At 40.2% G+C, this 13,647-nt stretch carries 13 protein-coding genes; 5 read left to right on the forward strand and 8 right to left on the reverse strand.

Annotated elements, in window-relative coordinates; all coding sequences use genetic code 11:
- Positions 1-242 precede the first annotated feature (242 nt).
- On the reverse strand, positions 243-1,562 hold the full coding sequence (locus AN391_RS14560; RefSeq protein ID WP_235576491.1) for an alpha-amylase family glycosyl hydrolase: 1,320 nt from the start codon (positions 1,560-1,562) through the stop codon (positions 243-245).
- Between the two features lie 221 nt (positions 1,563-1,783).
- On the opposite strand from AN391_RS14560, the gene AN391_RS14565 reads away from it, so the two are divergent.
- Entirely contained in the window at positions 1,784-2,659 is an 876-nt protein-coding gene (locus tag AN391_RS14565) for a LysR family transcriptional regulator (protein ID WP_055016074.1), read from the forward strand.
- 270 nt (positions 2,660-2,929) lie between these two features.
- Positions 2,930-3,610, forward strand: a complete 681-nt coding sequence (locus AN391_RS14570) for an SDR family oxidoreductase (protein WP_055016075.1) — start codon at positions 2,930-2,932, stop codon at positions 3,608-3,610.
- Between the two features lie 144 nt (positions 3,611-3,754).
- On the opposite strand, the gene AN391_RS14575 is transcribed toward AN391_RS14570, so the two are convergent.
- The 3 genes from AN391_RS14575 to AN391_RS14585 all read right to left on the reverse strand — a co-directional run bounded on the left by AN391_RS14575 (position 3,755) and on the right by AN391_RS14585 (position 4,910).
- The gene (locus AN391_RS14575; protein ID WP_004587014.1) at positions 3,755-4,018 is read right to left on the reverse strand and encodes a Txe/YoeB family addiction module toxin; all 264 of its coding nucleotides are present in this window, start codon (positions 4,016-4,018) and stop codon (positions 3,755-3,757) included.
- Complete coding sequence (locus AN391_RS14580; protein WP_055016076.1) at positions 4,011-4,265, reverse strand: type II toxin-antitoxin system Phd/YefM family antitoxin; 255 nt, start codon at positions 4,263-4,265, stop codon at positions 4,011-4,013. Before AN391_RS14580 ends, AN391_RS14575 begins: the two co-directional genes overlap by 8 nt.
- A 186-nt stretch (positions 4,266-4,451) precedes the next feature.
- Positions 4,452-4,910: a hypothetical protein gene (locus tag AN391_RS14585; RefSeq protein WP_055016077.1), complete on the reverse strand. Its 459-nt coding sequence runs from the start codon at positions 4,908-4,910 to the stop codon at positions 4,452-4,454.
- Between the two features lie 660 nt (positions 4,911-5,570).
- On the opposite strand from AN391_RS14585, the gene AN391_RS14590 reads away from it, so the two are divergent.
- Positions 5,571-6,884, forward strand: a complete 1,314-nt coding sequence (locus tag AN391_RS14590; RefSeq protein WP_055016078.1) for a M20/M25/M40 family metallo-hydrolase — start codon at positions 5,571-5,573, stop codon at positions 6,882-6,884.
- Between the two features lie 15 nt (positions 6,885-6,899).
- Here the strand turns inward: AN391_RS14590 and AN391_RS14595 are convergent, their stop codons facing one another.
- A complete protein-coding gene (locus AN391_RS14595; protein ID WP_055016122.1) occupies positions 6,900-7,799 on the reverse strand; it encodes a LysR family transcriptional regulator ArgP in 900 nt (299 codons plus the stop codon).
- Between the two features lie 105 nt (positions 7,800-7,904).
- Between AN391_RS14595 and AN391_RS14600 the strand changes: the two genes are divergently transcribed.
- Positions 7,905-8,507, forward strand: coding sequence for a LysE/ArgO family amino acid transporter (locus tag AN391_RS14600; protein ID WP_055016079.1), 603 nt, complete (start codon positions 7,905-7,907; stop codon positions 8,505-8,507).
- 60 nt (positions 8,508-8,567) lie between these two features.
- Here the strand turns inward: AN391_RS14600 and AN391_RS14605 are convergent, their stop codons facing one another.
- The 3 genes from AN391_RS14605 to AN391_RS14615 form a co-directional block, all read right to left on the reverse strand.
- Positions 8,568-9,365 (reverse strand): response regulator, encoded by a 798-nt coding sequence (locus tag AN391_RS14605; protein ID WP_055016080.1) that lies wholly within the window; start codon positions 9,363-9,365, stop codon positions 8,568-8,570.
- 121 nt (positions 9,366-9,486) lie between these two features.
- Positions 9,487-10,203, reverse strand: coding sequence for a Sir2 family NAD-dependent protein deacetylase (locus tag AN391_RS14610; RefSeq protein ID WP_055016081.1), 717 nt, complete (start codon positions 10,201-10,203; stop codon positions 9,487-9,489).
- Positions 10,200-11,216, reverse strand: a complete 1,017-nt coding sequence (locus tag AN391_RS14615; RefSeq protein WP_055016082.1) for a kelch repeat-containing protein — start codon at positions 11,214-11,216, stop codon at positions 10,200-10,202. Before AN391_RS14615 ends, AN391_RS14610 begins: the two co-directional genes overlap by 4 nt.
- Before the next feature lie 362 nt (positions 11,217-11,578).
- Here AN391_RS14615 and AN391_RS14620 point away from each other — a divergent pair, with 362 nt between their 5' ends.
- On the forward strand, positions 11,579-13,639 hold the full coding sequence (locus AN391_RS14620) for a TonB-dependent siderophore receptor (protein ID WP_055016083.1): 2,061 nt from the start codon (positions 11,579-11,581) through the stop codon (positions 13,637-13,639).
- The last annotated feature ends 8 nt before the right edge of the window (positions 13,640-13,647 follow it).

Consider the following 13,647-nt stretch of genomic DNA (forward strand, 5'->3'; position numbering starts at 1 on the left):
ATCATTGAAAACTCTGATAATCCTAAAATAAATGTACCTAGCGCTAACACTAATAAAATAGCCGCTTTGTTTAACTGATTAGATGCCGATGCAACATCTGCACTCATAGAAGATCCCTCAACTTTGATTTTAAAATAGCGAATAGCCAAACTCTAACCATGCGCAATTGCGGTCGTAGTATGGCTATTTAAAGTGGAAAACGGGTGGCGTCAGTTATAAAAAATATTTTTAAAACTGCACGCTTATTTTACAAATACCTTATAGCCATACGCAGGTACAAATAGCTGAGTGTCTGCATTTATAACTGTGGCCTTATTTGAAAAATATTCGGTGTATTCACCTAATTGAATTGTTTCATTAAAAGAGACACTTTGCGCTTTATCTGAAAAATTAATGACTACAAATACTTTGTCTTCAGCTTTTTGGCGAGCAAAAGAAAAAATAGCCTTACTGTTGTTATTAGGCACAGGAATCATTTTACCACCCCAATTACCGTTCCAAAGCGCCTGATTTTTATGCTTTAGTTTAAATAATTGTTTGTATAAATCACCCACTGGGTGCGCCTTCCAAGTGATCTCATCTTTTTCAAAAAATGCCAATGGCCTGTCCAACCCAGCTTCTTGGCCACTGTAAATAAGTGGCATTCCCTCTGCTGTTACTGTTAATACAATACCCGCATTTAGGTATTTACCATGGCGCGCAAACATAGACTCCTCCCACGAATTTTTATCGTGGTTATCAACAAAATTCATTTTAATTGCATTATCAGGCCAAGCACTTAACGCATGCGCAAAGTGAGAATATACTGTTGATGCATCGCCATGACCTTTATTTACATCTACTAATGTATCGTGAAGCTCCCATGCATAGGTCATATCAAACGCTTTTTTATGTAAGTCTCTTGCATCCCATTCTGCAAGCATAAAAACAGGTTTTATTTTATCGAGCTCAAAGCGAACAGTGTCCCAAAAGTTGGTAGGAATAAACCCAGCCACATCTGCACGATAACCATCAATGTTTGCTTCTTTAACCCAATAAATTAATGAGTCAGTCATGTATTTACGCAGCTGTGGGTTTTCGTAATCAAAATCAATAATATCGGTCCAATCCCACCATGGGGTAGGCTGAAAACTCCCGTTGTGATCTTTTGTGTACCACTCAGGGTTATTTATTGTGAGGGGGTTATCCCACGCAGAATGATTAGCCACCCAATCAAGTATGACGTACATGCCAAGTTCATGTGCTTGCTCAACTAGCGACTTAAACTCATCCATAGTGCCAAACTCTGGGTTAACGGCTTGGTAATCCTTTACAGCGTAGTAACTGCCTCGTTCACCTTTGCGATTTTTTTCACCTATGGGTTGAATTGGCATTAACCACAGTATATCTACGCCTAAGTCTTTTAATCGAGGTAAGTGCGAGGCAAACGCGTTAAAAGTACCTTCGGGCGTATACTGACGAATGTTAACCTCATAAATAGTGGCATTTTTACTCCACTGAGGATGAGTCAACTCTACATACGGTTGGGGTTCATAAGCATGCAATTTATCTTGTGGTTGCACGGTATTGCATCCGTTTAAAAATAACAACGAAACAAAAAAAGTAAAAGCATACGCTTTATTTAATATTATATTTTTAAGTACCATTAATGATCTCTGTTGAGTAAAAGTGGCACTATTGTCGAGTATTTAAAAACGAGAACAACCGCCTAAAAACAAAATCACTGTTTACATATAAAAACAATAACTGATAATGTTTTTATATAAACCACATAAGCACTATTATGAAATTAGATGATGTACGCCTATTTGCTGAAGTAGTTAAGCAAGGTAGTTACTCAAAAGCAGCGCTTAGTTTAGGCGTTTCGAAGGGGTATTTATCAAAACAAATAAAGCAACTAGAAGCCCAGCTAGAAAAACAACTATTAGTGAGGAATACGCGCACTATGCGACTAACATCTGCTGGAGAAGTTCTTTTTGAACAATCGAGTAAATTAACCCGATTTTGGTCCGATACTCAAACGTTGTTAAATAACAACGAAGACTCAATAGCAGGTGAAGTAAAATGTACAGCACCTGTGGGGCTTGCTCAATATAGCTTATGGCCTATTTTATCTGACGTTATGAATAAGCATAACGGCCTTTCTATCTGTCTTGACACCGGAAACCCTACTCACAACCTAATTGCTGATGATTACGATTTTGCAGTCAGAATATGTAACGCCCCACCTGAAGATATGATTGCCAAAAAAATAGGCCAAGTAAAATACGTATGCTGTGCTTCACCGGAGTTTATTGCACTAAATAACTCCCCGGTCACACCTGATCAGTTAACAGACTTTCCATGCTTAGTACTCTCGCATTGGAGAGAATGGACATTTTATAAAGAGCAATTAGCTATAAATATTCAGTTACAAGGTAAATTAATGTCATCAGACAACGAAGTGTTAAAAAAAGCGTGCCTAGCACATAAAGGTATAGCGCGTTTACCTCGTTATATGGTGCAAAAAGAGCTAGAAAAAGGGACTCTAGTCAGTTTGTTTAATAGCTACCAAATAGAGACAAAAGATGTATATATTTTATACCCTCAAATAAGCAGCCGCCCCAAACGTATAAAGTGTGTTATTGACGCTATTATTGAAGCAACCGAGTTAATTTAACCTACTATGTATATAAGTCGCTAGGTGATCTTTTATATACCACACTAGGTAAAAAACGATTAAAAATCAGCCAATTAAAAAGTGTCATCATTTGTAAATTAAGCAACTTTATGTCTAAAGCCCCCTAATAGTGAGCGCTGAAAATTCAACCTAAAAAGATAAACAGCCTCTTCATTCAACCCCTGTTAACCCAGTACTGTTACAGTGAACAGCACGTATTAGATAAAGCGTTCTTATCATTTTGAATATGTAAACATAGGAGAAATAATCATGGCGAAAGAAAAAGTAGTCCTCATTACAGGTGCCTCAAGTGGCATTGGTGAAGCAACGGCCAAAACATTGGTTAATAACGGTCACAAAGTCATTCTTACCGCCAGAAGTGAAGATAAATTAGCTAAACAAGTTGAGTCATTAGGTGAAGATAACGCACTGAGTGTACCTGCAGATGCCACCGACTTTACCGAGCTTGAAAATGTAGTAACAAAAGGGCTCGAAAAATTTGGCCGACTAGATGCCGCATTTGCCAATGCAGGTATGGGCGTTTCAACCGCAGGCACCGAAAAAGGCGACCCCGATGAATGGTCAACCATGATAGACATAAACATTAAAGCCCTACTTTGGACCGCAAAAGCAACCTTGCCCCATTTACGCCAAAACAAAGGTCATTTTATATTAACCAGCTCAGCTGCTGGCCGTAAGCCAATTAAAGGCTCTATTTACGGTGCAACTAAATGGTTTGCTTACGGGTTTGGCCAAAACTTAGCTGAGGAAATGAGCGAGTGGAATGGCCGCTGCACAACCATAGCCCCTGGCATGGTAAACACCCCATTTTTTGATGAAGCTAAGCCCGATAAGCTCGACCCGCAAGACGTAGCCGATGCGGTACTGTTTGCCATAGAAGCAAATCAGCGCAACAGTGTACGCGAAATCTATTTAATGCCGACTAATTAAAACGTTAATTGGTTGAGTTCGGGCTGTCAGGTTTAATGCTAATGCGTTAAACCTGACGATTGTTTTTGATAAATACTGGCTGGATAGAATGAAGAATTTAAGATGGGTGTCTTGTTTATTTGCGTGTTTATTTATCTTGTTTATTTAGTAATGGTAACGGCACGAGATAACTGTAATTGCTGTATCATCCACGGCATATACCAAACGATTTGTATCATCTATTCTGCGAGACCAAAAGCCTGAAAGATTTTCTTTAAGGGGTTCCGGTTTTCCAATCCCATCAAATGGAGAACGCTTAACATCGACAATTAGCTTATTTATACGTTTCAAGGTTTTCTTATCTTGAGTCTGCCAGTAGACGTAACTATTCCAAGCTTCATCAGTCCATGATAATAACCTGTTACTCATCAATAAGTTCTCGTGGAGTCGTTTTGCCCGCTTTATACTGCGCAATTGAACGGTTTAAATGTTCAGCGTTCGCTGGAGAGCGAAGTAAATGAACAGTTTCCATAAGGCTGTTGTAGTAATCTAATGACATTACAACCGCATCTTCAGTGTCACGACGAGTTATTACTGTCGTATCTGCATCATTAATTACATTATCCAAAACGGTTTTTAGACTATTTCGGGCTTCGGTAAAAGAGACTATTCTCATTTCGCACCTCACTTGTACATTATATAGGACAAGTTTAGCTGGAAAATTATCACATGTACAGGATGCTGTGCATTACTTTGTCGTGGTAGCAAATTTCTAAATAAGGCGCAAAGACATACGAGCTAAAATATTTGATGAACGAGCAAAAACCAACTGTTTTTTGTCCGTTTAAGCAACTTGTATGGGTTACAAAACATCTTGTTTGATTGAGTGTGCTTTGAGTTCCTTAGATATTGAATTTCGATCCATTTTTTCAGGTAATAAGAATGTAATTTCACTATCATCAGTAAACTTAAAAACGATGCCTTTTAAAATAAACCTGTATGAAGAGATCAGTTCCCAAGGTATCAAAGTAATGTTATCCGCTTTAATTCTAACAAGGCCTTTGGGGCCTGAGTCAATTTTAACTGGTGACAGCCAAGTAATCGTATACAAGACCCAAGCTAAAATGAAACCTCCCACAGGCGCAATCCAAATAATTTTAGTTACGTGATGGATAAAGTCATCTTTAGTCAGCAGACTTATTGCGGCCAAAAAAACAAAAAACAGCGTCCATAATAAGCAACTAATTAACAGCCCCTTTGAAATGAGGCTGTATTTCTCTTGATTTTGGATTGATTTAATCCAAGGTTCAGTCCATTTCATTGCCTAATTTTAACCCTAACAATTTAGTCTACGACATTTGTCATTTTACAAAGTACCGAATGTCCCTATTTTATACTATTTTCATCCTAGCTATAAGATAAACACGTGTAAACAAATAGTTAGCTTCGCTTTACCTTTCTAAATGCAGCAAAACCCCAAAATGGTGGAGTTCAGTAATATCAGACTAACTGTTGTTTAGCTATACAGGCTGGTTATTAGTTAAGAGGTTTTATTTTAAACACCTGTGTTTAAATCAATAACGCATATACCCATTAACCCGTAAACTTGTAACCCGTTATTGCTTATAAAATTAGTTAAGAATCACAAGCTACTTCTATTGAATCCTCAGTATTTTTACTTCATATTGGGGCGTGTTGACCTTTGCGGATTGAAATTTGTTCAATTTAGGGGTGATTAAATCGCGGCGCGAGGTTTGTAACCTAGTGGGCTAAGTAAAAACCGAGCAACAAAGAGTTTATCGCCCCTAGAAAGAACCCGAAGGGCAGCGCATGTTTGGCATTTATGCTACGTTATCGCCTATTTATGGGGAGTAACCACACTACATAGGCTCTGCCTTGCCTAAAAACCAAACACACTGCTGCAAATCCAACCATCAAAGATAAACACGCCCTAACTCTTTTCTTCAATTATGAGGCTGTTATGTCACTTTTAAAATTTAGCCATGCACTTATCCTTACACTTGCTAGTACCCTACCGCTTACAAGCCATGCAGCGCTTAATAAAAATGAGCGTGAAATAGTAAAACAGGTCGATAAAAACATTCCCCAAGCACTTAAAGAAATAGAGCAAGCCGTAAATATTAATAGCGGTTCGCTTAATATTGAAGGTGTAAAAAAAGTAGGCGCGCTTACAAGCGAGCAGCTCAAAGCCATTGGTTTTAAAGTTGAATGGCTTGATGGCAGTGCGTTTAACCGTGCAGGGCATGTATTAGCAACCCATGAGAGTAATAATCCCGATGCAATAAAAATACTGATGATCGGCCATCTTGATACGGTGTTTGCCAAACACGATAACTTTACGACCTATAAACAAATTGATGAACACACCGCAAGCGGCCCAGGTGTTGCCGATATGAAAGGCGGTAATACGATAATAATTACCGCGCTTAAAAGCTTACAAGCCCTTAATTTACTTGAAAACGTGAGCATAAAAGTACTGCTTACCGGCGATGAAGAAAGCAGCGGTCGTCCACTTAGTTTATCTAAAAAGGCGATTGTTGATGCAGCAATTTGGGCAGATGTAGCACTTGGTTTTGAGAACGGCGATAACAATATTAAAACCGCGATGGCGGCGCGCCGTGGCTATACCGGCTGGACATTAAATGTAACGGCCAATGCTGCACATTCGTCGCAAATATTTAGTAAAAGTGTAGGCTATGGCGCTATTTACGAGGCGTCGCGTATTTTAAATGACTTTAGAGAGCAACTAGCTACACAACCTAATTTAACCTTTAACCCGGGGCTTATTGTAGGCGGTACAAATGCCGATTACAACAGTGCTAACTCGTCAGCCATAGCGTTTGGTAAAAGTAATGTAATTGCACAAACCGTGCATGTGGCGGGTGATTTACGTGCGCTTTCGCCAAAGCAGGTAGAGGGCGCTAAAAAAGTGATGCAGCAAATAGTGGCTAAAAGCTTAAATGGCAGCCAAGCCGAGCTTATTTTTGAAGACGGCTACCCACCAATGGGGCTTACCGAGGGTAATAAAAAGCTGCTTGCACTGTATAGCCAAGCAAGCCAAGACTTAGGTTATAACAAAGTGGTGGCTGCAAACCCTCGTAATGCCGGCGCTGCTGATATTTCGTTTGCTGCAAACCATGTTGATATGGCGCTGGATGGCCTTGGCCTAATGGGCAGTGGCGCACACACTAAAAACGAAACCGCTGATTTAACCTCTCTAAATAAAAACACTGCTAAAACAGCGTTACTTATATACAGATTAGGGCAGTTATAAACGCAGACTTAGCCTTTATGGGTTAATAGGCTCTAACCGTTTGCCTGCTACTTGCAGCGCAAATTTACGCAACGTTTTAAGCTGCGGGCTTTCGGTTTGCCAATAGTGCCAATACAACGGTGTATCAATATAATATTCCGGGAATAAATCAACTAACTCCCCTTTTACCAGCGAGTCTCCTAGCTGTAAGGTCGGTAATAGCCCATAACCTAGCCCTGCTATCATGGCTTGTTTAAATCCCTCTGACGAAGGGTAAATATGGGTAAACAGTGGGGCTGAGCCATTAATATCTGCTAAAAACTGGTGTTGTAACTTGTCATACTCACTAAATACCAAGCATGGTAAATGTGCTAATTGCGAAAGCTCACTAAGCTTATGTTGTTTTATAAAATCAGGGCTTGCAATGGCTTTATAGCGTATGGCGCCAAGCGGGCTTACAAGCCCGCCATTTACTGGCTCGGGGGATGAGCTAATACACACCATTACTTCGCCGTCTTTCATTCTTTTATGGGCAATGGATTGATCTTCACTAATGACTTCAAAGCGTAATTTGCACGCAAGCTCTGTATCAAGCACAGCGAGTGCTTCGGGCAGCCAGGTTGCAAGCGAATCCGCATTAGCGGCAAGCTTTACGCTAAGCGGGGTGTTTAAATCTGTGTGCTCGTTGAGCGCCTCTACATTAAGGGCCACTTCTAACTGCAATACTTGCTGTAAATGGTTAAGTAAACGCTTGCCAAGTGCCGTGGGCGATGGCGGCTGGGTTCTTATTAATACGGGCTCGCCTAGTTTGGCCTCAAGCTGATGAATACGCCTGCTCACCGCCGATTGGGTAATAAATAATTTTTTTGAGGCCTTTTCAAATCCGCCTTCACTTATCACGGCGCTAAGCGCATTGAGTAACTGATAATCAATCATGAGTTTTACGCATATAACAATAAATATATTCATTGGATTTGTAACAGAATAGCCCCTACCCTGCAAGGCATTGAATAGCTGGTTTTATTTGGGTGGATTTAAAGTATGTCGTTTTTGTCGGGTGTTATGCTGGGGCTGAGTTTAATTATTGCCATTGGGGCGCAAAATATTTGGATTTTAAGCCAGTGTATGGCGGGCGCTAACCGCTTTGTTTTAGCTGCAGTTTGCATACTTTGCGACGCCACTTTAATTATAGTAGGTGTATTTGCCGCTAATGAATTAAAGCTATGGCTGCCGGGGTTATTACCGTGGTTAACGTGGGGTGGTATAGCCATGTTACTTTACTTAGCATTTGGCGCTGCGCGCAGTGCAATTAAAGGCACATCGGGGTTAAAAGTAACTCAGGTAATAAAAGTGAGCTGGTGGAAGACTGCCCTTGCGGCCCTTGCTATAAGCTTACTTAATCCACATGTTTATTTAGATACCGTGTTACTACTTGGCAGTATTGGCGCACTTCAGCCTGCGCCTTTGCATTTTGCTATTGGCGCTTGCGTGGCCTCTGTTATTTGGTTTAGTAGCTTGGTGTTGTTTGCACCAAAATTAAAAAAGGTTTTAAGCTCCCCGTTTAGATGGCGCATATTTGATAGCTGTATTGCGGTTATTTTATGTTTTGTGGCCTTTCAGTTGTATAGCGTGCCTAGCCAATAAGCCAAAACAGCGGTAGTTATGTATTTAACCAACGCTGTTGTTAGCTGTTTTTTAAAAAGACTAAGACATTATTTTATACAGTAATTCTCGCACTGTGGCGGGCTCAAACGGCTTATCACAAATGGCATCAACTCCCGCTTGCGCAATATTAGCTAGGTGGGTGTCGTTTGCCTCTGAGCTCACCATTAAAATAGGAATATGCGAGTAAGCATTTGAGCCGCGTACTGTTTCGGTTAGCTCACGGCCGTCCATTTCTGGCATGTTGTAGTCGGTAACAATTAAATCAAACGACTGCTCGCTAAGGTGCTCGATTGCTTCTTTACCGTTTTCGGCTTCTACTGGCTCAGGAATACCCATGCCAGCGAGTACGCGTATAATGTGTTTACGTGCAAAGCGGCTGTCGTCTACTACAAGTACACGAAGTAGCGTTACATCAAAAAGTTCAAGCTCTACTTCTTCTTCGCTTATTATATCGAGGGTTGCTTTGAGTGCGCGAGTAATAGCTTTTGCGCTAAAAGGCTTAGGTAAAATAGCCAACACACCCGATTGGCGTAATTGCTCAAGGTATTTTTTATTACGCTCGCTCGATATAAGCATAAAAGGTTGATGCTCTGTGGCAGGATTAAGTCTTATTTTTTGCAACAATGAGTCGGCTGTACCGTCAGATAAGTACATTGAACTAATCACTAAATCTGGGTGGTAGCTTTCAAGCATAGATAGAACTTGTTCTTGAGTAGCCGCTGTTTCAACTTGCTTAACCCCACTTTCTACAAGCGATTTTATTATTATTTTTTGCTGAACCTCTGAAGGTTCTACAAGTAAAATGGACAAATTTGCTATTGCAGTTAAGTCGCTCATTCAAGTCTCTTTGGTATTGTTATAATCAGGATAATAATAACATTATTGACTCGTTAATATTATATAAAGAGATTGTAATATTTGAGAAAACATTAGCAATCCCCTTAAAATATAGCACTTATTAATTAGATTGAATGTAATCTAATGCATTCATTTTTTTATACGTGACGTTAGCGTGCAAAATATGTGCAGGCTCAGGGTCAACTACCTCAACGGGTATATCGTAATTTCGTGCTATTTCAATTGCCATTTGCGTGATATTGACACTAAATGAAGTGCCCATAAATACAATTTTATCGGCATTGAGCATACGCTGCTGTGCTTCGGTTATTCTGTAAAGCTCGGTGTAGTATTCATCAAATAACAAAACAAAGGGCTTAAATGAATGATTTAGCTCAGGTGTTTGGTTTTGAATATTAAATAGCTCAAAAAGAGAGTCATGCAGGCGGCTTTCGTCTACGCTATCCCACGGGGTCATAAGCGGTTTAACTGCTTCGCCTTGCTCATGAAATAATGTCATTTGATCGAGCCTGCCGTGTATAGCAATGTAATTTTTGTTACCTGCTTTGCCATCAAGGCCATCTATATTTTGGGTAATTAAATTTTTATCGCTAAGCCAATGGTGAACGTCATTAGGGCCATGATTCCGATAGGCTGCAAAACGGTTGTAATACCAAGCTAAAAACTCGCGTGGATTATTTTGATACATAGCTCGCGTGGCCATTTCCATGGGGGTGTAATTTTTACTGCCTATAGTCCAAAAGCCATCTTCCCCTCTAAATGTAGGTATGCCGCTGGCTGCGCTTACCCCTGCGCCGGTAATATAAAGCGTATTCACTGTGTTACCTCGTACCCTAATACATCACTTATTACTTGCTGTTGGTTGTTCATTCCGCCAATACGGTATAAAAACCCATTGTGCTCAAGTAAGCCACGGTGATCCATACTGCCAACAGCTACATTAGGTAATACTTGCCACGAGTTTTGCTTTATATTAAAACGCCACACATGGCTGCTCGCCGGAGCGGGCTTTTTATTGTAACCAATACCGTTGTAGTTATACGGGTTATTAGAGCCACCCAGCATGTAAATATTGCCATTGTAGCTAGTCGCAGCCATACGGTAATGCGACTCACCTGTAGGGTGCGGCAAAGTACGCCAATCTATTTTTAGCGGATTGCTTGCGTTAATAGTGCCTTTTAAACACTGCGCAACGCCTGCAAACGAGCGACGTGAATCTGGGTTGGCCTGGGTTTTAACCCCATCGCAAATAACTATAGTATTACCGCTAATGGCTGCTGCTTGGCCAAAAACAGCTTCTCCTAAAAACGGCGATGCCTGTTGCCATGTGTCAGTTTGGGTATCGTATACTTGTACTAAATTTACATTGCCATCGTTATGCCAACCGCTAATAAGGTATATGTAACGCTCTTTGTAACTTAGCGCTACGCTGTCATCAACTGGTACTGGCATACTTGCAAGGTGTTTATATGTATTGCTTTTTATATCAAAGCGGTAAACATCGGGGCTGGAAATTTCAGTATGATCGCTATCTACCGTATAACCACCAAATATATAAGCGTATTCACCTAAGCCCACAGCAGTACTGGCTAAACGCCCTTTTAAGGGTAAGCTTGAAGGTACACTCGCTTGCTGCTGCCATTCGTTCTCACCTAATTTAAGTGAAAACACCTTATTGTGCACATCAGTGTGTTGTTTGTTTTTACCAAGGCCCATAAAGCTTAAAAAATAGCGTTGGTTTTCAATAGTAACCTTAGCAACAGCATTGTTTGCAACGGGTTCGGGTAGAGCAGGAAGGCTTGTTAACGCAATAGAAAAAAGAAGGCTCATAAACAATTAATATAAAAGTGACTAATATACTAAGGGTAAATTATTTTGCCCCTATGAACCAGACAACAGAAAGTAATTTGCCTTTTTAAAACATGAGCTCAAATGCGCTGCGTTTTACTTATTATTTAAAACAGCCGCCAATTTACACTTCCTTTAATTTAATTTTTAAGCATTGTGTTTAAAACTGCAAAACTTTAATAATTTTGAGCTAATTTTAAACATACGTGCTACCAAGCAATTTATACTTGTTAGTCCAATTAAGTGTACTTTTAGCCATATAAAGTATGCTAATATTTTGTGGTAACAAATGCTTTACAAAAATATATCCTGTTTTTGATTTTTGATCCTGTGGAGAAACCTAGGTGAAAATACCTAAAAAGTTAGTGTGCTCACTTATTATTGCCTCACCAATACTTGCTGCCGAACCATTAAACGACGATGACTTAGACCTTGATGCGTTAATGGGAATGGATGTGCAGGCCACCTCTGCAATGAAACGAGCACAATCGGCCTTTAATACAGCCTCGTCTATTTACGTACTAAGCAAAGAGCAAATTGAAAGTTCGGGAGCCACCTCTATTCCTGAGGCGTTAAAAATGGTGCCAGGACTTGCCGTAAGACAGCTTGATAACAATCAATGGGCTATTTCTGCCCGCGGGGTTGCTTCTCGTTATTCAAGCAAATTACTGGTAATGATAGATGGGCAAAGCTTATATACGCCGAAATTTGCCGCTGTTTACTGGGAGTCATTACATGTGCCCTTATACGACATTGAGCGCATTGAAGTTATTCGAGGTCAGGGTGGGTTGTTATGGGGTAATAATGCAAATAACGGCGTTATTAATATCATTACTAAAAACAGCATAGATACACGCAACACATACGCTAAAGCAATTACAGGTAATCAAATTAATGCAGATATAAGCCTTCGCCATGGCGGCGATATTTCAGATATTGGTAGTTACAGGGGCTATTACAATACTAAAAATACTGCACCTTCTAAAAAAGGCAGTCGCATTAAACCGAATGACTTTACTAAGCAACATTCCGGTGGCTTTAGAGCCGATTTTACGCCAAGCGATGAGTGGTCAATACTCTTCCAGGGGGATCATACTCACACGCAGCACGGTCAAAACCTTACTGGCGTTTTAGATTCGTCGAATCGTAGCCAGCAGTTTCCAACAACCGCTGACAGGCGCGACACGCGCTTAATGACCCGTGTTGAGCATCGCCTTTCTGAGAATGCAAATCAAATGTTGCAAATGTCGTGGCTTAAACAGCAAGGCGATCAGCCCTATATAAATGAAGATTTTGAATCGATTGATATTGATTATCAAATGAACTTTATTGCCGGCGCATTACAGGTAGATTGGGGCCTAAATTATCGCTTTAATAATATTTCTTTCCAAGATAGTATTTTTATTAATAGCGATAAAGACTTAGATAATCTTTATCAATACGGTGCCATGCTACAAGCACAATACAGTGTTATACCTGATACGTTAAACCTCATTGTAGGTACAAAAATAGAGCATAACGATTTAACCGGCTGGGAAAACCAACCTTTAGTTCGTTTTACCTATCAACCAAATCACGATCACTTAGCTTGGGGCTCAATTTCTCGAAGTGTGCGTATTCCTACCCTGATTGAATATAATGATAACTTTAGAGTCAATGGCCAAAAAATTTCAGACGTCATTGGGATGCAATCGGGCGTACCCGAAATAGATGAATACCATATAGCCACATTTTTAAATGGGAACGATAAAGTAAAAGCTGAAAACTATACCTCCTACGAGCTAGGTTACCGTGTATCTAAGGCTGACTGGTCTTTAGATGTTTCTGCGTTTAATACGCAAGCAGATGATGTTGCCGTAATTGGCTTAAACCCTCACGTAGAACAATTTATACCTGCATTAAATTTTTACCTTTCAGGACAAATACCTCAAGCGTTTGCGGCACTGCAAAAAACAAGCTTAGATTACGACTTTGTCTCGCTCGGTGAAACCACCACCACCGGCGGTGATTTGTTATTTTCAATGCAACTAATAGACGACTTAAGCAGCGAAATTGGCTACAGCTACACTAAAATAGATTATGATTTACCTAATGCAACGCGCCCCACTATTGGCTACGACTCGATAAACAGGCAGTTATTTACAAAACTCAACTATCATCTGAATGAACAGCATACTGTTTTTGCTACATTAAGAGCCGAAAACTCAAGCACCTATAATACAGATAACTACACGGCGGTAGACCTTACATGGAACTGGAAAATAAACAACAACTGGGCCACAGCCGTATCAGGCAAAAACTTATTTGCAGGCGCCCATATTGAATACGGCAATACTCGCGAAACATTTACGGTTCCTAATTACATAGACGAGTGTGTCACGTTTTCTGTTAGCGCAACATTTTAAGAGAGCCA

It is taken from the genome of Pseudoalteromonas sp. P1-13-1a, assembly GCF_001401875.1.
In the GTDB taxonomy this organism is placed as follows: domain Bacteria; phylum Pseudomonadota; class Gammaproteobacteria; order Enterobacterales; family Alteromonadaceae; genus Pseudoalteromonas.